This is a genomic window from Novosphingobium resinovorum (genome assembly GCF_001742225.1).
Taxonomy (GTDB): Bacteria; Pseudomonadota; Alphaproteobacteria; order Sphingomonadales; family Sphingomonadaceae; genus Novosphingobium; species Novosphingobium resinovorum_A.
On sequence record NZ_CP017078.1, the window covers coordinates 138,556 to 160,790 of the forward strand.

A 22,235-nucleotide genomic window follows, 5' to 3' on the forward strand; every position below is an offset into this window, starting at 1 on the left:
TCGCTCCTTTCGACGCCTGACGATCTAGGGTCTGACACCGTGTCAGGGTCAATACGTAATCGCCTAAGCGGCCAAATCGGCGGGCCCGTTCGCTTGGCCGCCATCAGGCCGGGGAGCACGCCGTCGGCATTGGGCTGGGTATCGTCGATGCCATCGAGCCGCTGCACGGTCAGGCGGAAGGCGAGCCGCATGAGACCCGTGCTGTCGGCCATAATCGGCGATTACCAGGCGCCAATCCGGGCGCAGCATGGCAAGCATGGCGGCACGCCACCGCTTCTCCCGCGCCCACAGGCGGATCGCGCGATCATAGTCTTTCGTCGATCCAGTCCCGCGCGGCGGGGTGTACGATTGCATTGGCTTCTCCCAACGCGAGGCGTTCGAAACGATAAACTACATCGACATGGGTGGCGACAGTGTCCCCAGCCAGGCGACCAGCCCGAGAATGACGATCGCAAGACCGCCTTCGACGACGAGGCTCGCGCGCAGCAGCGCCTGCGCCCGTGGCGCGTCCTCTTCCTCGATCGCCTGCGCAAGTGCCGGGGTCAGGCGATAACGGTTGAGCGCGGCCAGGCCCAGCATGCCGGCGAAGAGCAGCAGCTTGGCGATGAGCAGCAGGCCGTAGGTCGACTGACCGAGCGAGGCGATGTTGCCCGGGCCGACCAGAAACCAGCCGTTCACCGTCCCGGTCAGGATCAGCAGGGCGACGATGATCGTGCCGACGAGGGAGAAACCCCGCAGGGCTTCCTCGGCCAGTGTGACCTGGTCCATGTCTTCAGCGGCGACATCATCGGTTGCGAGCCTGGGAAGAACCAGCGCGAGGAAGGCGGCAAGCGCGCCGACCCAGGCGCCGGCGGCGAGCAGATGGATGAGATCGGCCCCCAGTTGCAGCCAGCCCGCCTCGCCTTCGCCGGCCGCGCCATGCCCGCTCCAGGCGAGGGTCGCGAGTGCGACCGCGCCTGCCAGAGTGGAGGCGATGAAGGCAGGACGGGATTGCCGGCGATAGAAGGGGATGGAGAGCAGAAGAACGAGGAGCGCGACGAGGCGCGCCTTCAGCGCCGTTCCCATGGACGTGCCGTTGAACAGCTCTGCGACCATGGAAAGATCAGGCTGGGTGAGCGGCAGCCCGGTCATGGCCGCTGCCTGCAACGCGAACCCCAGCGCCGACAGCAGGAGGGCGAGACAGGCGAGACCGGCCACCATTGCTACCATCGGCAGATGCCGCTGTACCGTCCGGCCGCCGCCGGGCGCATAGAGCGCGAACAGCGGCAGGCCGAACAACAGGCCGAGATCGACGTAGAGCGCCCAGCGGACGGCGACGAGTGCCACGTCGTTCATGGCGTCACTTGACGGTAAAGGCGAGATTGCCCTGGATGCGGTGCGTGTCGGTCGAGACGACGTGCCAGGCGACCTGATAGCTGCCCGCCATGAGCGGCTTGGCGAGCGTCAGCACGAGCGTCTTGTCGCCTTCGACGGACGTCTTGAAGCCGGTTACCGCCATGCGGTGGTTGGGCATGCCGGGCATGCCGGTCATCACGATCTCGGCGCCCGACAGCTTCGGCATCAGACCTTCACTGAAGGTGAGCGTGATACGCGAAGGCGCCGAGACGCTGGCGTTCGCGGCGGGCGTCGAGGACACAAGCTTGGGATGCGCGTAGGCCGGAGCAGAAACACTCAGGCCGACGGCGGCGATAACTGCGAGAGGCGAAAAGAAACGCATTGGAACATTCTCCTGTAGATCCCATGAGACAATACGCAGCCCGAGCCCCCACCCCTCGCAATTATTCTTTTCAATCTACAGCAAGGGTTCCTGGACCATCGTGCGTATTGAAGGATGAAGACGGAGAAGCACCATGGATGAACTTGACCACCTGCTCTCGCGGTTGCGCGATGCGCCTCTCGATCCCAGGCTCGGCGGCCTGGAAAGCCGGGTCATGGCGGAAATAGCGCGCATCCGGGCCATACCAAGCCTTGGCGCTATGACGTTCGGCATCGCGGCCGCAACCGCGCTGTTCATCGGAATTGCCGGCTCGGCAGTTCCGACACGGTCTGCTGATGCCAAACCGCTATCGCCCTTCGATGCTCGGCTCGCGCTTGCGCCCTCGACGCTGCTGAGCTCGCAGTGATGCGCGACCGCCGCCGGCTCCTGCTCCTCGTCCTGGTGACCTTCGCCGCGGCGATCGCTGGCGTTGTCATTGGCCGCGTCTATGTGGTTCCAGTGCGCCCGGTCGAAAATGAGCTGCACGAGCTGCTCCATCGCGATCTGAAGCTGAATTCAGCGCAACACAGCCGACTCGAGACAATCGAGAAGAACTACGCGATCCGGCGTCAAGCGCTGGAGGCCGAATTGCGCGCCGACAATGCGCGTCTCGCGGAAGCGATCGAAGCGGAGCATGGCTATGGCCCGCAAGTCGCAACTGCGGTGGATCGCTCGCACCAGGCCATGGGCGCGCTGCAGAAAGAAACACTTGAGCATATCTTCGCGATGCGGGCCGTGCTGCGCCCGGATCAGACGGACAAATTCGACGACGCCGTGGTGAAAGCGCTGACGGCCAAATCCGAATGACCGCGTGCCTCCCCGACTGCTCGGACGGGGAGCTCGCGGCTCTGGCGCTTGGAGGCCGGCAAGCGGCCTATGGCGAGCTGGTCCGCCGGCATCAAGGTTGGGTTCACCGGCTCGTGCGCAGCCATGTCGGATCTATGGATGAGGCATTGGATGTCACCCAGGCGAGCTTCGTCGCGGCCTTTGCCGCACTCAACCGCTATGACGTAACCCGACCCTTCCAGGTCTGGATGTCCCGGATTGTCATCAACAAATGCCATGACTGGCGGCGTCGGCGAGCGGTTCGAAATTTCTTTGCCCTAGCCCTACCGCTCGGCGAGGCGGACGGCGTCGCCGACGACGCACCGCTGCCCGATCAGGCGATCGGGGCCGAACAGCAGCTCGCGCAAGCAATGAAAGCGATTGCTGCCCTGCCGTCTTCCCTCAAGGACACGCTTATTTTGCGGACGATCGACGAGAAATCGGAAGCCGAAACCGCCGAGATCCTCGGCATCTCCCAGAAGGCCGTCGAGACCCGCCTCTACCGCGCCCGGGCGCGCCTCGCGGAAAGTTTGAAGAAAGTTTGAGGGGCAGGCGGGTGGGCTGCGTATTTCCAATAGGTCCGCCCTCTTTCCGCAAGCTGAGACAAACCGAATGATTTCTGCCCTCGACCGCCGCCAGTTCCTTCGCGGCGCGGCCCTCGCCGGTGGTGGCGCCGCATTATCAGCCTGGCTGCCTGCCTGGGCGCAGACCATCTCGCCGGGGATGCGACCGACGCTACCGACCGTGTCGGGCGAAGACATCACGCTGACCATCGCCCGGCAGTCGATGAGCATCGACGGGCGCCAGTTCCGCGCAATCGGTCTCAACGGCACGGTCCCCGCCCCGCTGATCCGGCTGCGCGAAGGCCAGCGCGTGCGGCTCAACGTCGTCAATCAACTCGAGGAGGACAGCTCGATCCACTGGCACGGGCTGATCCTGCCGGCCAATATGGACGGCGTGCCGGGCGTGTCTTTTCCGGGCATCAAGCCGGGATCGAACTACCTCTACCAGTTCCCCGTCGTGCAAAGCGGCACCTACTGGTATCACAGCCATTCGGGCCTGCAGGAGCAGGAAGGCCATTACGGCCCGATCATCATCGACCCCGCCGGTGCCGATCCGGTCGCCTATGACCGCGAGCATGTCATCGTGCTCGCCGATCACAGCGCACTCTCGCCGCAGGCGATCTTCCGGCGTCTCAAGGTCAACCCCGGCCATTTCAACTTCCAGCGCCAGACGCTGGCCGGGCTGCTCTCGGGCAAGGACCAGCCACTCAAGGACCGGCTCGACTGGGGCCAGATGCGGATGGACCCCGCCGACATCTCCGATGTCACCGGATCGACCTACACCTATCTCGTCAATGGCCATGGTCCGATGGACAACTGGACCGCGCTCTTCACCCCGGGCGAGCGGGTGCGGCTGCGCGTCATCAATGCGTCGGCGATGACCACCTTCAACGTCCGCGTACCCGGCCTGCCGCTCAGCATCGTCCAGGCCGACGGGCAGAATGTGGTGCCCGTCACCGTCGACGAGTTCCAGATCGGTGTCGCCGAGACCTACGACGTCGTTGTCAACCCAGGCGAGGACAAGGCCTATACTCTTGTCGGCGAGGCCATCGACCGCTCGGGTATGGCGCGTGCCACGCTCGCGCCGCGCGCCGGCATGGCTGGCGAGGTGCCTCCCTTACGCAAACGGCCGCTCGCCGACATGAAGGACATGGGCATGGACATGTCCTCGATGCCGGGCATGGAAGGCATGGACATGTCGGGCGGCGCTATGCGGGGCGTCGATCCGACGGCCGAGAAGAACGCGTCCGCGCGCCTCGCGACCGGCGCGGCGGCAGCGATGGCGACCATGGACAACAGCGCCATGGCGGGCATGGACCATTCGGGGATGGATCATTCCGCGATGAGCGGGATGGATCATGGATCGATGGCCGGCATGGACCACGGCGCGATGGGCGCCGATGGCCAGATGGCGGGCATGGATCATGGCGGGCACGCGATGGGTTCGATGAAGATGCGCGACTTCTCGAACGCGCCGCAGGTGAAGCGCGATCCGAGCGTCCAGACCATCTCGCCGATGCCCGTCGACCGCACCGGCGAGCCCGGCCAGGGCCTCACCGACGTCGGCCACAAGGTGCTCGTCTACAAGGATCTGATGGCGCTCGAGCGCAATCCAGACGTGCGCGCGCCGAGCCGCAGCATCGACATCCACCTCACCGGCAACATGGAGCGGTTCATGTGGTCGTTCGACGGCGAGAAAATGTCGGACCATCACGAGCCGATCCCGTTCATCGAAGGCGAGCGGGTGCGCGTCAATCTCATCAACGACACGATGATGGGGCATCCGATCCACATCCACGGCCATTTCTTCGAGCTGGTGACCGGGCATGGCGACCATGCGCCGCGCAAGCACACCGTCATCGTCCAGCCCGGCGGCAAGGTGAGCTGGGACTTCACCGCCGACGCGGTCGGGGACTGGGCCTTCCACTGCCATCTCCTCTACCACATGCATGCAGGGATGATGCGGGTCGTGAGCGTGCGTCCGAAGGGAGACGCGCAATGACCCGCATCCTCACGCCGCTGGTGAGCGCGATCGCCCTTCTCGCCGCCGCACCCGCCTTTGCCCAGGATCATTCGATGCACGACATGCCCGGCATGGCGCCGCCGGGCGGGGCGCGGCCGGCGCAGGAGAAAAAGAAGGACAAGGCCGCCGCGCCGCGCCCCAAGCCCACTGCCAGGCCGCGCGCTCAGAAGCCAGCGCCGGACACCATGCCGGCAATGGACCATTCGCAGCACCAGACCACTCCCGCGGCGCAAGCAAATGCGGCCGGTCAGCCGCAATCCACGTCTCCCGCAATGCCGGAGATGCCGGGCATGGACCACTCCCAGCATCAGGACGGCGCGATGCCCGACATGCCCGGGATGGACCATGCGCAGCATGGCCAGACAGCGACGCCGGGAACGCCCGCCATGCCCGGCATGCAAATGACCGGCACCGCACTTCCGGCCGGCAATGCGCCCCCGCCGCCGCCCCCAGGCGACCACTTCGCCGATCGGGATTTTCCCGGCGGCGAGATGGCGCGCTCGCGCGACATCATGATGAAGGACAGCGGCGGCAACAATTTCGGGCAGGTGCTGCTCAACCTGTTCGAGTATCAGGCGCATAGCGGCCGCGATGGCTATCGCTGGGATGGCGAAGGCTTTTACGGCGGCGACATCAACCGCCTCTGGCTCAAGAGCGAGGGCGAAGGCGAGTTCGGCCGCGGCATCGACAGCGCCGAGGTGCAGGTGCTCTACAGCCGGGCCATCGACCCCTATTTCAATCTTCAGGGCGGTATCCGCCAGGACTTCGGCCGCGGGCCCGACCGCACCTACGCGACGATCGGCGTCGAGGGCCTGGCTCCTGGCATGTTCGAGGTCGAAGGCGCGCTGTTCCTCTCGACCAAGGGCGATGTTCTGGGCCGGGTCGAGGGCTATTACGACCAGCGCATCACCCAGCGCCTGATCTTGCAGCCGCGCGCCGAGGTCAATTTCGCCGCGCAGGATATTCCGGAGAACGACATCGGTTCGGGGCTGGTCAACATAGAGCTCGGCGCGCGCCTGCGCTACGAATTCAGCCGCCAGTTCGCACCTTACATCGGCGTTTCCTATCTGCGCAAAGCCGGAGACACGGCGCGGCTGTCGAGGCTTGCGGGCGAGGACGTCCATGCCACCAGCTTCGTCGCCGGCGTTCGCTTCTGGTTTTAGCATCAGGACGGCTGATGGCGGGGGCGAACAAGAGAGCGGGGCGTTACACTCATACCCAGGTCGGCCGGCGCCGAGCGAAGGAGATACGCCATGGACCATTCGTCCCACATGAACACCCGGAAGATGGGTGCCTATTGGAGCCTTGCCGTTCAGACCGTCATCAGCGGCGTCATCATGTATCTGGTGATGTTCGTCATGATCGACGGGCTCGACAGCTTCTACAACAACCTCAACATGCTCTACATGACGCTGATGATGGTCGCACCGATGGTGGTGCTGATGATCCTCGCCATGCGACACATGTTCGTGTCGAAGGCCGCCAACATCGCGCTGATCGCCGCGTCGCTGGTCGCCTTCTTCGGCAGCTTTGCACTCATCCGCACCCAGACCACGATCGGCGACACGGCCTTTCTGCGCTCGATGATCCCGCATCATTCCGGGGCGATCCTGATGTGCCAGGAAGCAAAGCTCAGCGATCCGGAAGTCATCCGGCTTTGCGAAGCGATCAAGCGCTCGCAGCGGCAGGAAATCGACGAGATGAAGGCCATACTCGCGCGGCGCTGAGTGGCACGGTCGGGCTACGCCCGGATACGTGCGCCCGGCCAGGTATGTGAGCCGGCCGATGGTCGACACGAGGCGCGGGGCGGACGAGATTGCCAGGGAGGTGGTGCGGCTTGCGCCGTTGTTCCTGCGACAGGCTGGCGGCCATGTCCTGACGCTGCTCGATCCTGCCGGGATCGTGCTGAGCTATAATGAAGAAGGCGAGCGTGCCGAATGCTGGCCCCTCGATCGCGTCCTGGGACAGCCCCATGACCTGTTCTACCCGCCCGACGAGATTGCGGCCGGCCGCCCGTGCGCAGACCTGGCGGCCGCCCTTCACGAAGGCACGCTGGAGCGCGAAGCGTGGCGGGTCTGCGAGAACGGAGCGGAGTATCTCGCGCGCCTGACGATCAGCGCCCTGTTCGAAGGCGACGCACATCGAGGCTTTGCCTGCATCAGTCGCGATGTCACCGACGAGGCGGCGGTCCGGGCGTCAATCGAGACCCGCGAGCAGCATCTCCAGTCGATCCTGGCGACCGTCCCCGATGCGATGATCATCATCGACGAGACCGGCGACATCACGTCGTTCAGCGCGGCCGCCCAACGCCTGTTCGGCTATTCGGAAACCGAGCTCGTCGGCCGCAACGTCTCCTGCCTGATGCCCCAGCCCGATCGCGACCGGCATGACGAATATATCGCGCATTATCTCCAGACCGGCGAGCGCCGGATCATCGGCCTCGGCCGCGTCGTGGTCGGCCAGCGCCGCGACGGCTCGACCTTCCCGATGCAGCTGTCGGTTGGCGAGGCCGGTGAAGACGGGCAGCGGTTGTTCACCGGCTTCATCCGGGATCTCACCGCCAAGGAGCAGGATGAGCTCAGGCTCAAGGAACTGCAGGCAGAGCTGGTCCATGTCTCCCGGCTGAGCGCGATGGGCACGATGGCCTCGACCCTCGCGCATGAGCTCAACCAGCCGCTTGCCGCGGTCGCGCTCTATCTCGAGACGATCCGCGACATGCTCGACGAGCGGGACGACGAACCCTTCGTGTCGCTACGGTCGGTGATGGATGATGCGGCACAGGAAACGCTGCGGGCCGGCCATATCGTCCGGCGCCTGCGCGATTTCGTCGCCCGCGGCGAGGTCGACAAGAGCCTCCACGATCTGCCGCAGGTTGTCGCCGAGGCGAGCGAGCTCGCGCTGGTCGGTGCACGCGAGCGCGGCATCCGCAGCTTCTTCGCGGTCGATCCCGCCGCGACGCCGGTTCTCGTCGACAGGGTGCAGATCCAGCAGGTGCTGGTCAACCTGATGCGCAACGCCATCGAGGCGATGGCGGCGTGTCCTGTTCGCGACCTCAAGGTAGCGACCAGGTTGCGCCCTGACGGGCTGATCGAGGTGACCGTGGAGGATACCGGCCCCGGCATCGCCGACGAGGTCCGGGAGCAGCTCTTCACGGCGTTCAAGTCGACAAAGGCCGACGGCATGGGCCTCGGCCTTTCGATCTGCCGGACCATCATCGAAGCGCATGGGGGCCGTATCTGGATGGAGCGCCCCGACCGCGGCGGCGCGCGCTTTCATTTTACCTTGATCCATGCGCGGGCGGAGGAGGAACATGGGGGATAGACGCGTCATCCATCTGGTCGACGACGAGGAGAGCATCCGCAAGGCGGCGAGCTTTGCGCTCAAGACCGCGGGCTACGACGTCGTGACCTATGCCTCGGGCGTGGAGTTTCTCAAGGAGGCGAAGTCGGCGGCCGTCGGCTGCGTCATCCTCGACGTGCGCATGCCCGAGATGGACGGTCTCGAGATTCAGGCCGCCATGGCAGCACGCGGGGTCAATATGCCGGTCATCGTCCTGACCGGCCATGGCGACGTGTCGGTTGCGGTGCAGGCCATGAAAGGCGGCGCGGTCGACTTTCTCGAGAAGCCCTTCGAGAAAGCCGCCCTGCTCGGCGCCGTCAGCCGCGCGTTCGCGCGTCTCGACGATGTCGACCTTCGCACTCTGGAAACCTCTGAAGCCGGCGTGCGGGTCGCTGCACTGACGCCCCGGGAGCGTGAAGTGCTGGAAGGGCTGGCGAACGGCCTGCCCAATAAGACGATCGCCTATGACCTGGGCTGTTCATCGCGAACGGTCGAGGTCCATCGCGCGAGCCTGATGGCCAAGCTCGAGGTCCGCAATTTGTCCGAAGCCCTGCGGATCGCCTTTGCCGCGGGCATGGGCCGCAAGCCGAAGTGACTGCGACCTCTACGTAGCGACGGGACGAGGCGCGATATGCGATCGATGGTGCAATCGTCACACGGGTGTCCGCTTCTCGCAATGCCATCGGTCCGTTCCACTCAGCATGATGGCAGATACACCATCCTCGTCTCCGACGACGATCCCGGCGTGCGGCGTGGCCTCCAGCTGCTGCTGAGATCGCGCGGCTATGCCGTGTGGGGATATACGACCGGCCACGCGCTGTTGGCCGACCCCCGCGCGAAGGAGGCAGACTGCGTCATCCTCGACTATCGCATGCCCGACATCGACGGATTCGCGATGCTGCGTCACCTTCGCGAGATCGGATGGTCGGGACGCGCGATCATGATCTCAGGCTTTCATGACACGCTGCTGGCCTCGCGGGCCGCTGAGGCGGGCTTCGATCATGTTCTCGCAAAGCCGCTGATCGGCAGGGCTTTGCTCGAAGCGTTGGACCGGCACCGCATCGAGACGCTTCGAAAGCATTGAATTGTGGCGGCCGGCCCCCGGCAGCCTCAGCCCGGCGCGATGTGGAAAGCCGATCTGCGCCGTCAAAGCCAGTGGCTACGTTTGAACCGGATGTAGAGCCCAATGCAGACCGCAGCGATGACGCCGAGGATGACGAAATATCCCCATTGCGTCTTCAGTTCGGGCATATTCTCGAAATTCATGCCGTAGATTCCGGCAATCGCGGTAGGCACCGCGAGGATCGCAGCCCGGGCGGCAAGCTAACGGGTGATCGCACCTTGGCGCTGCTGTTCGAGCAGGTGACTCGCCTCGAACACCGAGATCAGGATGTCGCGGATGCCGGTGATGGCGCTCTCAACCCTGAGCATGTGATCGTCGAGCTTCGAAATCTGGTGGCCGTTGTCGGCACCTTCCATGGCAAGCGGGTGAAGGCCGTAATTCCCGGCGATGTCGGCAAGTTCTGTTTCGCTGGGCTGGGACATTTTGATCCACACGAAGTCATCCTTGCCGACGTGCTCGCACGCCGGATCGATCAGGGTCGCCGGCCGTAGCCGTTTGCCATTGTGACAAAGAACGGCGGCGGCGACCGGAAGCCGTGTGCCTCGCCTATTGAGACGCGCGCACAAACACTCGTCATTCTTCAAGCCCAATCGCAGGAAGAAGAAGGCGGCGCGCAGCAATTCGAGCGAGAGCTTATAGAAAATGCGGCGGAGCGTTGGGTTTCGCAGAAGGCCGCTCCCGTTCATGACGCGCGTGGCTGGGCGGCGCGCTGCCACATCAAGGGCACGCAGACTGCGAAGGTCTGCGCACCCTTGATTGGCGACCGCGAGGGTTTTCCTCTCTTGCGATGGTACCAAGCGATTGCCCGTGTGGCGCCTCTGCAATCGTGTCGGATGACTATACCTAAGTATCGGATAACGGCGCTGACGACAGGGTTGCCGGGCCCCGGTGAGGCGCGTCGCACCGCGCGGAGACGAAAGCTGGAAGACGGAAAAGCTCAACTGTCGAAAGCGACCGAGCGCGCGAGCGCTTCCTGGGACTGCAGAAAGGCGAGCCGCGATTGCAGCGCCGCCTGGACAACGCCGAAAGCGTCACCCCCCAGAGTCACGCGCAGCGGCGGATGGTCGCTGGTTGCGACATCAACGATCCCTTGCGCGATCTTTTGCGGGTCGAGCGTGTAGAGCTCGTTTCCGGCGGTCTCGAACATCTTGCGGATATGGCCGGCGGGCGTATCGCGATACGCGGCGATCTCGCTGGCGAATTGCAGATTGTGGCTGAAGCTGGTGCGCGCCCCGCCCGGCTCGATCAGTGTCACGAACAGGTTGAAGGGTTCAAGCTCCTGGCGGAGGCATTCGCTGAAGCCCTCCAGGCCCCATTTGGCCACATGATAGAGACTGCTCGTCGGAAGCGAGCCCTGACCACTAGCGCTGGAGATCTGGATGATCCGGCCGCTCCCGCGCAGCCGCATGGCGGGGACAAAGGCGCGGGTGATGTGGATGGGCGCCATGAGATTGAGCGCGATCTGGCCTTCGACCTCGGCGTCCGACATCTCTTCGGTGGCGCCGATCACGCCGCCGCCGGCGTTGTTGACCAGAATATCGACGGGTCGACGCGCCTGCGCCCGGGCCACGACCGCAGCAATATCGTCCTTGACCGTGACGTCGAGCGCTTCGACGCGCAGCTGGCTCGGATATTTCGCCGCGAGATCATCGAGGCTTTCGGGCTTGCGGGCCGTCGCGGTAAGGTCGTCGCCAGCGGCCAGGATCAGTTCGGCCAGATGGCGGCCGATGCCGCTGGACGCGCCCGTGAGAAACCAGTGATTGGACATATGTTACTCCATATATTACCAACTGGTAGGTAACTTGAAACCTGGAATGCGTCAATGCTTGGAGGTGTGATGAAGCAACGAACCCGGCGGAATGCCGCACAGAGCCGCGAGACGCTCCTGGCTGCAGCGACCGAGGAGTTCGCGTCCCATGGGCTGGCGGGCGCGCGGATCGACCGGATTGCGCAGGCGGCGGGTATCAGCAAGCCGATGCTCTACACCTATTTCGGGGACAAGGAGGCGCTCTTCGATGCCGCGCTGACGCAGGAAGTGATGGACGCGGCGCAGGCCGATCGCTTCGATCCCAATGATCTTGAGGGTTATGCGGGGCGCACCTATGACTTGCTGGTCGAACGCCCGCGCCTGTGGAGGCTGCTGACCTGGCATCATTTGGAGCGTGGCCAGGATGTTCTGATGCTCCCGGCCGGCGAGGTCCTTCTCGGGGAGAAGCTGGACGGGATCGCAGCGGCGCAGGCCGAGGGGCGGATCGTCGCCGACTTCACGCCCCTGGAGGTCGTCCGGCTTGTCGCCGCCCTCACCCAGCTCTGGTGCATGACCGGAGCTGCACGCGACGCTGCCGAGCACGCGGCGCGCCGGGCGACGATCATGCGGGCGGTGGGGCGACTGCTGCGCGTGTGATCGTGCGAGGCGCGAGCTGCACGCCCGCGCGCCGACCGGGACACAGCAAGCATTTTTCGCAACCTGCCGTACTGCCCAGCGGCAAAATCAGGGCGGCTCATGCACAAGCCGGCCCGTCGGCTCCGCGGATGCGATCGACGTTCGAGGACTGCGCCGCCACTGCCGAACCGGATTGGATCATCGCCAAGTGACCCAGTGGCTGCGCGACGATCTCAGGTCGCCGGACTCGTCGCACGACGTTTCGTCAGGAGTCGTTTCATCTGCCTCAAAAGGCGAACCTGCGGCTCAATCCGGAAGAAGGCGCGACACATCCAGGAAACGAGGATCAAATGCGGTCCGCATCGGTATTACTTTCCCTGGCGCGTGCAAGCTCAGCAAAGGACTAATGTTCCCGGAGCATCTCTAGCGCTATACCTAGGTATATCACGCCGACACCAATAACATGTGATCATGCCGCTTCGCATTCTTGCCGGCCAAATGTCCCGATCATCAAATCGAAGCGTGCGAGGCTGTATTACGATATGATATTCTATCTCCTATCTCAGCAGCTTTGCAAATGAGCGCTCGCAAAAATATCTCTTCAGTCATGAGGGTTCGACGTCTGGCGTGCGTATTATAGCTATATCTATATCTAAATTTCACGAGAATAAGGTATTGGAAAAACAGGAAAAATACTGTTGACCTGTATATACAACTGATGTTGTCTGTGGCTGTTCTAAAACGTCAGGGGGATTGCACATGACCATCAGGATGGCCCTGCTCGGCAGCGCCGCCATCGTCGCGGGCTACGCCGCGCCGGCTCTCGCTCAGGCCGATCCGACACCGCAGCCAAAAGCACAAGTCCTGGGGGATGACAGCGACATCGTCGTTACCGGCTCACGAATCCGTCGGCAGGATCTGGCCGGGGTTGGACCGGCCACCGTGGTCACCGCCGAGCAGATCCAAAATACCGGCATCGTCAATATCGAAACCGCCTTGCAGCGTTTGCCGGCCAATGCCGGCTTCGCGGGCAACCAGACATCGGCCTACTGGACCAACAACGGTTATGGCACTGCTCAGGTCAATCTGCGCGGCCTCGGCATCAAGCGCACACTCGTGCTCCTCAACGGCCGACGCCTCGTCGCGGGCGGCACCGGCGCCAATTCCTCACCCGATCTCAACATGATCCCGGTCGTGGCGCTGGCACGCACCGATGTCCTCAAGGATGGCGCGTCCGCTATCTACGGGGCCGATGCCATGGCCGGCGTGGTCAACCTTGTCACGCGCACCGATTATGAAGGCCTGGGTCTCAGCGTCCGACAAGGCATTACCGAGCGCGGCGACGGCTCCGATCTCACCGCGGACCTACTTTGGGGCATTCGCAACGATCGTGGCGGGTTCATGGCAGCAGTCACCTACCAGAAGACCAGCGCCGTCAACATGGCCTCGCGTGCGCCCTGCTCGCTCGCTGAAACGACGCCGGGCTCGCTGAGCTGCGTCAACAGCGCCTCGACGATCGGCGGACGCGCGGTGCTGCCCAACGGCCAACAGATCAACTTCAACCAGGTACCCGGAGGGAACGGGAACTTCTACGAGCCTTACAGTCCCGCCAAGCACAACTTCAACTCGAACCCGTTTCTCAATGCGGTCAGCCCAGTCGAGCGCGTCAGCACGGCCTTCTTCGCGGACTATGCGCTGACCGACGGTATCCAGGCGTTCGGCGAGTTCCTCTATACGTTCCGCAAGTCGAATCAGATCGCGACACCCGGCACGCTGCGCAATCTCTCGATACCAGCCAGCAATCCGACCAATCCGACCGGCCAGAACCTGGTCCTGGCCCAGCGCCGCCTCGCCGAACCCGGCGCGCGCCACTTCTTCCAGGAGACCGATACCTGGCAAGGCACCTTCGGGCTGCGCGGCAAGCTGGCGAACGACTGGGCCTGGGAAGTCGCGGGCAGCTTCGGGCGTAACACGGCCGTCGACGGCTCGACCAACATCGCCAATCTCGAGCGCGTCGCGAACACGCTCGACAGGAGCAAATGCTCCAGCACGGCGGGCGCGGCCATCCCCTGCGGTGACTATCTTGGGTTCGGAGACCTGACACCTCAGGTTCTGGATTATATTCTGTTCACCTCGCGCGATCGCGGAGGCAACGAACTCGGCACGGTCACGGCTGACCTCAACGGCGATCTCTTCTCCCTTCCAGCCGGCGCGGTGTCCTTCGCCACCGGCGTGGTCTATCGGCGCGAAAAAGGCTGGCGCGATCCCGACCCGTTGACGGTGCTCGGCGTGGCGAACGTCAATCAGCAGGATCCTATTTCGGGCTCGAGCACCGCCAAGGAAGCCTATCTCGAGCTATCGGTGCCGGTGCTTGCCAACACAGCTTTCGCCAAGGCGCTCACGCTCGATGGCGCAGTCCGCTACTCAGACTATAATCTCTTCGGGAGCGACTGGAATTACAAGCTCAGTGCCGACTGGGTAGTCAATGACAGCATCCGTCTGCGCGGCACTTATGGGACGGGCTTTCGCATTCCCAACGTGCCGGAGCTTTTCGGCGGCGTCTCGGAAGGCAATCTGACCACGACCGATCCCTGCTCGCGCTACACCTCCAGCGGCAACGTGACCTTGATCGCCAATTGTCAGGCGTCCGGTGTGCCGGCCAACTATACGCAGCTCGGCACCACGATCCTCACCACAGTGGGCGGTAACCAGAGCCTTCGGCCCGAAAGCTCCACGACCTGGACCGTTGGTACGGTGATATCGCCGCGCGGCATCATCCCAGGGTTGTCGCTGACGGCAGACTGGTTCGACATCAAGATCAAGGACGCGATCCGGGCCATTCCCGGCTCGACCAAGCTCGCAGTCTGCTATGCGAGCCAGAACCTGTCGCACCCGTTCTGCAGCGACTTTACGCGCAGCGCGCTGACCGGCGAGGTCACTTACCTCTCCGCCCAGCCCATCAACACCGGCCGCGAGGAGATGAATGGTCTCGATCTGGGTCTGGTGTACAGTGGTGCGGTGGGCGAGGTGAAGATCTCCTTGGATCTCAACATGACCTATCTCAACAAATATGTCGTAAACCCCTTCCCCGGCGGCGCGCCGATCTATTTCGACGGGTTTATCGGGGGCGGCAATGGCGGCTATCCGAAATGGCGTGGTTATGGCGTGCTGACGGCGGAAAAGGACGGCATCAGCGCGACCTGGTCGACACAATGGATCGGCAAGGCGACCGACTTCAACGCATCGGCCGGCGACATCGGCTACCGCACGCCGAACGTCTTCTACCACAATCTTCAGCTTGCCTTCGCGATCGACGAGAAGACACGTTTCCAGATCGGGGCCGATAATCTGTTCGACCGCAAGGCGCCCTATATCCAGAGCTTCACCGATGCCAACACCGACACGATGACCTATGATCTGCTCGGACGGCGCTTCTACGCCGGCTTCCGAACCGCGTTCTGAAGGGCAGCACATGGCAATTCGCTGGCCTTTGGTCATCCGCCGGACGCACAAGTGGCTGGCCCTGATCGTCGGCGTCCAGGTTCTGCTCTGGACGCTGACCGGCTTCTATATGGTGGCCGTCCATATCGACATCATCCATGGCGACGATCTGGTCCGCCCACCGGTCGTCGCCCCCATCGACCTTGCGAGCTTCGTCCCGCCGGCGCGGATTGTTCAATCGGCTCCCGACGCGTCCGAGATCCGCCTGCAACGGTTCATGGATCAGCCCGTCTGGCGCGCGCAGACCCCGGCTGGTCCAAGACTCTTCGATGCAGGTTCGGGACAGCCCATCCCCGATTTGAGCGAGGCACAAATCCGCGCCGCCGCTCGGCGCATCTACAGCGGCACCGGGGACATCGTCGCAGCCCGGCTGCTGACGACGGCGCCACTGGAAATGCAGGCGCGCAAGCCTCCCTATTGGCAGGTCGAATTCGATGCCTGGAACCGGCCAACCCTGTATCTCTCTCCGCAGACCGGTGAGCTGATCTCGCGCCGCCATGCGCTGTGGCGCGTGTTCGATTTCGCGTGGATGCTGCACATCATGGACTATGACGATCGCTCCGACGTCAACAATCCGCTGCTGCGCGTGGCGACCTGGAGTGCCCTTGCCATGGCGCTGGCCGGGGCTTGGCTGCTGCTTTGGTCGTTCCCGCGGCGCAGGAAGAAGAAGGCATGAAGAAAATCCGGTTCACCCCGCTCTTTTTTCGGCGCATCCACAAATGGGTCGGCCTGATCCTGGGCGTGCAGTTTCTCCTTTGGGCTCTGAGCGGCTCGATGATGGCCTTGCTCGATCAGGAGAAGGTCGGCGGACACAGTGCGCAGGCCAGCCATCAGCACGCCCTACCTGCCGGTGACTATATTGCGCCGGCAAAGCTCGCTCTTGATGGTCCCGTGCTCGGCATCGCCTTGCGGTCCCTTGCCACACGCCGCGTCTACGAGCTTCGATCCACCACGGGCACGCGGCTAATCGACGCGACGAGCGGCGCCCCGGTTCGGGTCGACGAGCAGGTCGCGCGCGACGTCGCGACGATGGTGAATGAAGCACCGATCCGCAAGGCAACGTTGCTCGCCGAACCGAATGTGGAAGCGCGCGAGCACGAAGGCACCATGTGGCGACTGGATTTCGCGGACGCAGAGAACAGCAGCGCCTACATCTCCGCCGACACCGGCCGATTCCTGGTCATGCGCGGCGACACATGGCGCACCTGGGATTTCTTCTGGATGCTCCACAATATGGACTATGTGAACCGCACCAGCTTCAATCACCCGCTGATCGTCTTCGTTGCGTTCGGTACTTTGTGGCTGTCGGGGACGGGCTTCTACCTGCTGTTTAAGAGCTTCAGTCGCGCCGACGTGCGATGGTTGCGGCGCAGGCGCAAATCGGCCGTCAAGTTGGGCGCGGGCTGATCGCTAGGTCCCAACAGAAAAAGCCGCCGATAGCTCGAACCGATTGCCCGGGTGCGTGAGCCAAGCGTGCGATACGAGACGTCCGCGACTCCAGGTTCTGCGCGTCATCATTAGCACTGGTTCTCCTTCAGCGAGGCCCAGCATTGTTCGCATGGCTGTATCCGGCATCGCCGCGCACACCCGGTGCTCTACTCGCTCGAGCGGGGCAACACGTGTCAGATATTCATTCGGCGTCGAGGCGCTGAAATCCCTCTCTCCGTAGCGTGGCGCAGCAGATGCCAGCACAAAGCGCTCCTCGACCTGAATTGGGAATTCGGTCTCGTGATGGACGATAAGCGAATGGAAGAGGCGCGTGCCCAAGCCGACTTCCAGCAGAGCTGCCCTTTCCGCATCAGCCCGTATCTCGATATTATAAATGACGCGCGCGCGATAGGCGTGGCCCCTGCCGCGCACCTCCTCCGCGATGTTGCGGATCTCGATCAGCTGCCCGATCGGCCGGGGCTCGGCGACAAAGCTGCCCCGCCCCGCCCGCCGTACCACGACACCGGCCGATTGCAGTTCCCGCAACGCCCGGTTTGCGGTCATGCGCGAGACTTTGAACGTCTCGACGAGCTCGGCCTCTGACGGCGTCTGGTCGCCGGGCTTCAGGCGACCTTCCCGGATGTCCTCGAAAATGCTGTCTTTGATCGCCACATAGCGAGGTTGCTTCTCCGCACCGGCAGCGTCGACCGCGGGTTCGCCCACAGAAGCAGCTTTCGTCCGGGGAGCGGATGCGCGGCTATGGGGGCGAGCGGGAGCATGCATCAAATGACTATACAGGTGGGGGCGAGCAAGTCCCAGTCATTCAAACAGGAAATCACCAGCGAGAGCCGAGGCGTGCGTGATCAATGCCGCGCGAAGACCTTCTGGCCCGAACTGCCGAACGACACCACCGCATAGGGTTGGCGGGCGGCGCCTGCCACTTCCATGCCCTCCGAGCCGATCGGCATCCCCGCCACCGCAATGCCTCTGACGCCTACGGGACGGGTTGCCAGCAGGCGCTTGATATCGGCGACCGGGACATGGCCCTCGATCAGATAGCCATCAACCATCGCGCTGTGGCAGGATGCCAGCGTGCCCGGCATGCCGGCCCTCCGCTGAAGCGCCCCGCGCGACGCATCGTCGCGCATGACGACCGTGCGGCCCAGCTTCGCGCGAAGCGCCTGGGCCCACTTCTCACAGCATCCACAACCCGGGTCCCGGTGGACGACGACATCATTCGCCGCAAGCGCTGCGCCGGGCAGGGCGAGGAACAGCAAGGCGGCAGAAAGACGGGTCTTCATGAACGGCTCCCGGAAGCATGCGATAGGGTTCCTAATGATCTATACGCATTGATGCCCCCTACCCCTCATCACGCTGAAGATTTCACGATGGCGCGCGGCCTCCAGGCGAGCGGCAAGGACACAAGCAGCGCCAGCGACAGACCACCAATCCCCCACAAGACTAAGTGCTGCGCCCCGGGAGCGACGACGGCGATCGCCAGCGGCGCGAGCGCCTGCCCGATGCTGGCGGCGGAATGCTGGAGACCGAGCTTCAGACCCGAAGGGGCTGCCGCACCGCTGATCCAGAAGCTGGTGACCAATCGAAGGGTTGCCGAGCTCCAGCCGGCAGCAACGATGATCCCACTGAGTTCGGCCATGCTCGCGGCGACAGGGAACAGGAAGAGCGCCGCAGCCAGCAGGCCGAGCGTCAGCCCCGCAAGCCGCCTCGGCATGGTCACCAGCCAATCGAGCCTCGCATGGAAGATCTGTGCTGCCAGCATGCCCAATCCGCAGAGACTGAGCATCCAGGCGATCTCTTCGCGGCTCAGCGAAATGACGCTCCGCGTCACCAGGAGATTGACATGCATCGCCGCCAGCCCGCCGCCCGCGACGATCGTGACGAAAAGCAGGATGAGCGTCGCGCCGAGCGTCGGCGCGGGCAGGTCTCCGCCATCGATGCAAGGTGCACACCAGCGCGGCAGACGCACGGCGCAAAGCGCCGCCCCGACGGCACCGATGCCGAAAGCGAGGATCATGAGGGGAGCGCGGGGCAGGATCGCGGCCGAGACCTCCGCCACCAGCGGACCGGCGAGATCGCCCAGAAACAAGAAGGCGGTCAGCCAGGTGAAGCGCCGCGCCTGGTCCGCGCGCTCGTTTGCGGCAAAGCTCGCGCAGAGCAAGCCCAACGGTATGATGGCGGCCGACGCCATCCCCGCCACCAGGCGCAATGCATAAAGCTCAGGCAGCCCGACGAGGCCGATCGGCGCGGTCACCAGGGCGAGGATGACCAGCGCTGCGCGCAACATCGCCCGATAGTCGACCCGGTCCGCGATCCAGCCCCAGAGCGGCGCCGCCAGCAAGGCTGCCAGGGGATGGACCGCGGTCAGGCTCGCGACATGAAAATCATGAGCGCTTGACGATAGCGCGCCACGAGCCGGGTCGACCAGTGCCGGAAGGAAGGCGAGAATGGCCGTCTGTCCCGCCGACGCCGCAGCCGCCGCGAGCAACAAGACGAAAAAGGAGGCCGGCCAGCGACCGTTGGCTTGCGATCCAGCCTTGTCACGCGGCGCGTTCGCGGTCGACCCCTCGAGTGGCCATCCGCGGATCACCACCAGGCGCGCAAGCCGATCACCAGCCTGTGTTCGGAAGGCCCTTCCCCGCGCAGGCGACGGAAATCGGCCGTGCCGTCAAATGCGCGCTCCCAGACGAAGCCGATATAGGGCGCGAACTTGCGCGACACCTCGTAGCGCAACCGTCCGCTCAGCTCGACATTGCTGAAGCCGCTGCCGAGCTGCCGATCGCTCGACCGCTTCGAATAGATATTGGTCTCCACCTGCGGCGTAAGGATCAACCGATTGGTGAACAAGACCTCATAGGACGCCTTGGCGCGCGCCGCGAGACGCCCATCGGTTCCTACATAGCCGGTGAGCTGGACGTCGAACCAATAGGGCGCCAGTCCCTCGACGCCGGCGGCCAGCCAGGTGGTCGCACCCTTGCCGAGATCCTGCCTGACCCCGAGCAGCGTGCCCCAGAACGGGTTCTTGCTGTGCCACCACAGCGCCTCGACGCTGCTCTCCGGATCGAGACGTTGGTCGCGGGAGTTCTTGAGCCCCTGGCTGCGCAGCCAGAGCTTGTCATTGTCCTGACCCTTGGTGACGAGCACGGTCCAGCCCACGCCCTGACCCTCGTTGCCGCTGGTGAACTCAAGCTCATCGACAAGTATCTTGGGGATTGAGAGCTTGTCGGCCATCTCATAGCCCGGCAGCGTCGAGTTGCGGTAGCCGTCGGCATAATCGTCCGAGTTGCGCGCGTCCGGCGGGGCCTGGCCGCCCTGCATCGAGCCCATGTCCATCGTGGCGCCGTTACCGGACGCCTTCGTGTCGGTCATATCCATGCCCGGCATGTCCATGCCCGCATGGTCCTGAGAGCCTTGCGCGGAAGGGGTGTGCTGAGCGGGAGTGGCCGTTTGGGCAGGGGTGGCGGCGGGCGACGGGGGCGAGGCATCCTGCGCGAGGGCGGGAGCCGTGATCGCCGGCGCCAGGAAGAGGGCAGCGCCAAGAGCGATGCCGCGCGAGGGGAAAATCCGGATCATGCGACCACCACCTCCCGGAACATGCCGGCCGCCATGTGATAGAGCAGATGGCAGTGGAAGGCCCATCGGCCCATGGCGTCGGCGGTGACGCGGAAGCTCACCCGCTGGGCGGGCTGGACCACGACCGTATGCTTGCGGACCTGGAAGGCGCCGTCCGGGCCTTCGACATCGCTCCACATGCCGTGCAGATGCATCGGATGCGCCATCATCGTGTCGTTGACGAAGGTGACGCGCAGCCGCTCGTTTGGCTTGAAATGAAGCGGCCTGGAATCGTTGAGCTTGATGCCGTCGAGCGACCAGATGAACCGTTCCATATTGCCCGTCAGATGCAGCTCGATGTCGCGCTCGGGCTCGCGCGGGTCGGGATCGCCGCCCGGCGTGCGCAGATCGGCCAGCGTCAGCACGCGCCAGCCGCGCCCGCGCAGCCCGGCGCCGGGATCGTCGAGATTGGTGCGCGGATAGTCGACGCGCATGTCGGTATTGGCGCCATATTCGGTGCGGGCGTGCCGTGCCCTGGCCGGCATCTCGGTCATGCCGTGCCCGGCATGCGCGTCGCCTCCCATTGCGCCCATCGTCGCCATCGCGCCCATCATGTCGACCGGCTCGAGCCAGGTCCGGGCATCGAGCGGCGGCACGGCTGCCGCCATGCCCGGGGCCGGTGCGATCGTGCCACGCGCATAGCCGCTCCGATCGATCGCCTGCGCGAAGATGGTGCGGGCGCCGCCCTCGGGCATGGTGAACTCGACGTCGTAGGTCTCGCCCGGGCCGATCCGGAATTCCTCGACCGTGACCGGCTCGACCGGCTGCCCGTCGGTCGATACGACCGTCAGCTCGACCCCGGGGATCCGCACGTCGAAGAACGTCGCCGTCCCCGCGCCGACGAAGCGCAGGCGCACGCGCTCGCCGGGCGCGGCGATACCGGTCCAGTTGCCGGCGGGCGGCGCGCCGTTCATCAGATAGGTGTAGGTCGCGGCAGAGACATCGCTGTAGTCGGTCGGGTTCATCCGCGAGCTGTTCCACATCCGCCGCCGCTCGAGCGCCTTGCCCAAGCCCATGGTGCCGACATCCTTGAGGAAATCGCCGGCGGTCGGCTGCGCAAAATTATAGTAGCTGCTCTGCTTCTTGAGATTGAGGAAGATCTGCAGCGGCGGCTCGTCCGACCAGTCGCTGAGCACGATGCAATAGTCGCGATCGGGCGCCCGCGCCGTCGGCACCTGTTTTGGCTCCACGATGATCGCTCCATAGAGTCCCGTCTGCTCGGCGAGCGTGTGAGCGTGATACCAGTAGGTTCCGCTCTGGCGGACCTCGAAGCGATAGGTGAAGGTCTCGCCCGGCGCGATGCCGGCAAAGCTGATGCCGGGCACGCCGTCCATCTCCGCCGGCACGATGATGCCGTGCCAATGGATGCTCGACATCTCCTTGAGGCCGTTGCGTACGCGCAGCGTGACCGTGTCGCCTTCGCGCAGGCGCAGGACCGGCGCGGGCACGCTGCCGTTCACGGCGGTCGCGATACGGCGTTTGCCGGTGAAGTTGACCGGCAGCTCGGCGATCTCGAGGTCGAACTCGGTCCCGCTCAGCTCAGCGGGCAAGGTTGGTGCGGATCGCGCGAGAAGCGCCGGGGCGAAACCGGCGACCGCGCCGCCGATCGCCAGCCCCTGGACGAAACGGCGCCGCGCGATCGGCCGGATATGTAAGGGAGACAT

General features: G+C 64.5%; 23 protein-coding genes. 13 read left to right on the top strand and 10 right to left on the bottom strand.

All coding sequences use genetic code 11. The features are described 5' to 3' along the window. Positions 1-390 precede the first annotated feature (390 nt). Positions 391-1,335 carry a copper homeostasis membrane protein CopD gene (gene copD, locus BES08_RS30115; protein ID WP_069710298.1) on the bottom strand — a complete coding sequence of 315 codons (945 nt, stop codon included), beginning with the start codon at positions 1,333-1,335 and terminating at the stop codon, positions 391-393. A 4-nt stretch (positions 1,336-1,339) separates the two neighbouring features. After that, on the bottom strand, positions 1,340-1,717 hold the full coding sequence (gene copC, locus BES08_RS30120) for a copper homeostasis periplasmic binding protein CopC (protein WP_007683372.1): 378 nt from the start codon (positions 1,715-1,717) through the stop codon (positions 1,340-1,342). A gap of 133 nt (positions 1,718-1,850) precedes the next feature. Between copC and BES08_RS30125 the strand changes: the two genes are divergently transcribed. The 9 genes from BES08_RS30125 to BES08_RS30165 all read left to right on the top strand — a co-directional run bounded on the left by BES08_RS30125 (position 1,851) and on the right by BES08_RS30165 (position 9,590). Continuing rightward, complete coding sequence (locus tag BES08_RS30125; RefSeq protein ID WP_004212738.1) at positions 1,851-2,123, top strand: hypothetical protein; 273 nt, start codon at positions 1,851-1,853, stop codon at positions 2,121-2,123. Continuing rightward, positions 2,123-2,563: a periplasmic heavy metal sensor gene (locus tag BES08_RS30130; protein ID WP_007683368.1), complete on the top strand. Its 441-nt coding sequence runs from the start codon at positions 2,123-2,125 to the stop codon at positions 2,561-2,563. Before BES08_RS30125 ends, BES08_RS30130 begins: the two co-directional genes overlap by 1 nt. Next, positions 2,560-3,126 (top strand): RNA polymerase sigma factor, encoded by a 567-nt coding sequence (locus BES08_RS30135; RefSeq protein ID WP_015449250.1) that lies wholly within the window; start codon positions 2,560-2,562, stop codon positions 3,124-3,126. Before BES08_RS30130 ends, BES08_RS30135 begins: the two co-directional genes overlap by 4 nt. A 67-nt stretch (positions 3,127-3,193) precedes the next feature. Next, positions 3,194-5,146: a copper resistance system multicopper oxidase gene (locus BES08_RS30140; protein WP_069710299.1), complete on the top strand. Its 1,953-nt coding sequence runs from the start codon at positions 3,194-3,196 to the stop codon at positions 5,144-5,146. After that, positions 5,143-6,330 carry a copper resistance protein B gene (locus tag BES08_RS30145; protein WP_015449252.1) on the top strand — a complete coding sequence of 396 codons (1,188 nt, stop codon included), beginning with the start codon at positions 5,143-5,145 and terminating at the stop codon, positions 6,328-6,330. Before BES08_RS30140 ends, BES08_RS30145 begins: the two co-directional genes overlap by 4 nt. Positions 6,331-6,420: 90 nt before the next feature. Next, on the top strand, positions 6,421-6,894 hold the full coding sequence (locus BES08_RS30150; protein ID WP_015449253.1) for a DUF305 domain-containing protein: 474 nt from the start codon (positions 6,421-6,423) through the stop codon (positions 6,892-6,894). A 58-nt stretch (positions 6,895-6,952) separates the two neighbouring features. Continuing rightward, complete coding sequence (locus BES08_RS30155) at positions 6,953-8,488, top strand: PAS domain-containing sensor histidine kinase (protein WP_030089528.1); 1,536 nt, start codon at positions 6,953-6,955, stop codon at positions 8,486-8,488. Further along, positions 8,478-9,101 carry a response regulator transcription factor gene (locus BES08_RS30160; RefSeq protein WP_015449255.1) on the top strand — a complete coding sequence of 208 codons (624 nt, stop codon included), beginning with the start codon at positions 8,478-8,480 and terminating at the stop codon, positions 9,099-9,101. The genes BES08_RS30155 and BES08_RS30160 overlap by 11 nt, the downstream gene beginning before the upstream one ends. An 81-nt stretch (positions 9,102-9,182) precedes the next feature. Continuing rightward, complete coding sequence (locus BES08_RS30165; protein ID WP_016743851.1) at positions 9,183-9,590, top strand: response regulator; 408 nt, start codon at positions 9,183-9,185, stop codon at positions 9,588-9,590. Positions 9,591-9,652: 62 nt separating this feature from the next. Here the strand turns inward: BES08_RS30165 and BES08_RS34410 are convergent, their stop codons facing one another. From BES08_RS34410 to BES08_RS30175, 3 genes are all read right to left on the bottom strand, one after another. After that, positions 9,653-9,811: a CorA family divalent cation transporter gene (locus BES08_RS34410; RefSeq protein WP_254908007.1), complete on the bottom strand. Its 159-nt coding sequence runs from the start codon at positions 9,809-9,811 to the stop codon at positions 9,653-9,655. Positions 9,812-9,829: 18 nt separating this feature from the next. After that, positions 9,830-10,315 (bottom strand): hypothetical protein, encoded by a 486-nt coding sequence (locus BES08_RS34415; protein WP_016743853.1) that lies wholly within the window; start codon positions 10,313-10,315, stop codon positions 9,830-9,832. Positions 10,316-10,566: 251 nt separating this feature from the next. Then, the gene (locus tag BES08_RS30175) at positions 10,567-11,397 is read right to left on the bottom strand and encodes an SDR family oxidoreductase (RefSeq protein WP_015449257.1); all 831 of its coding nucleotides are present in this window, start codon (positions 11,395-11,397) and stop codon (positions 10,567-10,569) included. 69 nt (positions 11,398-11,466) lie between these two features. Here BES08_RS30175 and BES08_RS30180 point away from each other — a divergent pair, with 69 nt between their 5' ends. The 4 genes from BES08_RS30180 (at position 11,467) to BES08_RS30195 (ending at position 16,920) form a co-directional block, all read left to right on the top strand. Next, a complete protein-coding gene (locus BES08_RS30180) occupies positions 11,467-12,033 on the top strand; it encodes a TetR/AcrR family transcriptional regulator (RefSeq protein WP_036526738.1) in 567 nt (188 codons plus the stop codon). 738 nt (positions 12,034-12,771) lie between these two features. After that, positions 12,772-15,474: a TonB-dependent receptor domain-containing protein gene (locus BES08_RS30185; RefSeq protein ID WP_015449259.1), complete on the top strand. Its 2,703-nt coding sequence runs from the start codon at positions 12,772-12,774 to the stop codon at positions 15,472-15,474. Positions 15,475-15,484: 10 nt separating this feature from the next. Further along, entirely contained in the window at positions 15,485-16,189 is a 705-nt protein-coding gene (locus BES08_RS30190; RefSeq protein WP_036526740.1) for a PepSY domain-containing protein, read from the top strand. Then, positions 16,186-16,920 (top strand): PepSY domain-containing protein, encoded by a 735-nt coding sequence (locus tag BES08_RS30195; protein WP_031342995.1) that lies wholly within the window; start codon positions 16,186-16,188, stop codon positions 16,918-16,920. Before BES08_RS30190 ends, BES08_RS30195 begins: the two co-directional genes overlap by 4 nt. A 3-nt stretch (positions 16,921-16,923) precedes the next feature. On the opposite strand, the gene hutC is transcribed toward BES08_RS30195, so the two are convergent. The 5 genes from hutC to BES08_RS30220 form a co-directional block, all read right to left on the bottom strand. After that, the gene (gene hutC, locus BES08_RS30200; protein WP_230588639.1) at positions 16,924-17,613 is read right to left on the bottom strand and encodes a histidine utilization transcriptional repressor HutC; all 690 of its coding nucleotides are present in this window, start codon (positions 17,611-17,613) and stop codon (positions 16,924-16,926) included. A gap of 191 nt (positions 17,614-17,804) precedes the next feature. Further along, positions 17,805-18,242, bottom strand: a complete 438-nt coding sequence (locus BES08_RS30205; RefSeq protein WP_004213035.1) for a DUF411 domain-containing protein — start codon at positions 18,240-18,242, stop codon at positions 17,805-17,807. A 68-nt stretch (positions 18,243-18,310) separates the two neighbouring features. Continuing rightward, positions 18,311-19,552 (bottom strand): MFS transporter, encoded by a 1,242-nt coding sequence (locus tag BES08_RS30210; RefSeq protein ID WP_015449261.1) that lies wholly within the window; start codon positions 19,550-19,552, stop codon positions 18,311-18,313. After that, positions 19,546-20,532: a copper resistance protein B gene (locus BES08_RS30215; RefSeq protein ID WP_015449262.1), complete on the bottom strand. Its 987-nt coding sequence runs from the start codon at positions 20,530-20,532 to the stop codon at positions 19,546-19,548. The genes BES08_RS30210 and BES08_RS30215 overlap by 7 nt, the downstream gene beginning before the upstream one ends. After that, positions 20,529-22,235, bottom strand: coding sequence for a copper resistance system multicopper oxidase (locus BES08_RS30220; RefSeq protein ID WP_015449263.1), 1,707 nt, complete (start codon positions 22,233-22,235; stop codon positions 20,529-20,531). The genes BES08_RS30215 and BES08_RS30220 overlap by 4 nt, the downstream gene beginning before the upstream one ends.